The sequence below is a fragment of the Paenibacillus plantarum genome (assembly GCF_013141695.1).
In the GTDB taxonomy this organism is placed as follows: Bacteria; Bacillota; Bacilli; order Paenibacillales; family NBRC-103111; genus Paenibacillus_E; species Paenibacillus_E plantarum.
In genome coordinates this window covers 1-897 of record NZ_WHNY01000053.1, presented here as the reverse complement: position 1 = coordinate 897, position 897 = coordinate 1, and the positions used below count along the sequence as shown (strand labels likewise).

The window sequence follows — 897 nt, the reverse complement described above, 5'->3', positions numbered from 1 at the left end:
TGCTTTTTGCACGGTAATATCCGATATGTCGATCAATTGGTCGGTTGGCGTATCCAAATAAATCGTTATCGTATCATCCTCGTCTGCACCTACGCTACTGCCCGTAGCAAATGCTTCGATACCTGTGTGCCCTGTGCTTGCTGCTGCATCAATTCCAGGCACCTTGGTACCGAAGCTTACGTTCGCTAATGATTGCGTGATCTCGCCCGCTGCATTCAACTCATGCGAGAAGTCTTTTAACCCGTCCGTCACCGCATCGTAATGTACAGTAAAGTTTCCTTTTTCGATGACTGAGTTAACCCCAATGGTAATCCGCAACGTTTGGCTATCCTGCCATTCCGCGCTGCTCCCAGTTCCCAACGCTACCACAGTGTTCGTTCCGTCTTTCACCGTCACGTTCCCGGTTGAAATGTTACCCAACACTTTATTCGTTGCGTTGGCAAACTTCAAATCAAAGTATTGCGTTGCCGTTTGGCCCCGATAATCGTTGCTGCCATATGGTGTTACCACTGGTGTCGTTCCATTTAAAGCCGGTATGACCCCTGCTCCAAATGTCGACGGGCTAGTCGAGCTGATCGCTTGCGATGGATTCGTTCCAACCAGACCTTCTCCGCCAATATTCGTTAATGTCACGCCCGTTAAATCAATCGTTAGTGTATCCCCAAGGTACACCGCTGATGAAACCCCCAGCGTAACCGTCAGCTTCGTCTTGGTCAAATCCCATTGAGGATTCAGGGTTGTTCCCAGTTTACCTGTTGCTCCGCCGACCAAAATGTTCGCAAACGGTATTGTAGCACCGTTCGTCGGCGTATCAAAAGTAAATTCGATCGTGTCGCCTGCATTCGCTCCTACGGCATTGCCCGTATTTTTTGCTACTACTCCTGCGCTTGCTAACGC

The 897-nt window shown here is 49.5% G+C and carries 1 protein-coding gene; it reads right to left on the bottom strand.

The features are described from left to right. The coding region (locus GC096_RS16560) for a hypothetical protein (RefSeq protein WP_171631684.1) at nt 1-897 on the bottom strand (897 nt) is incomplete at both ends.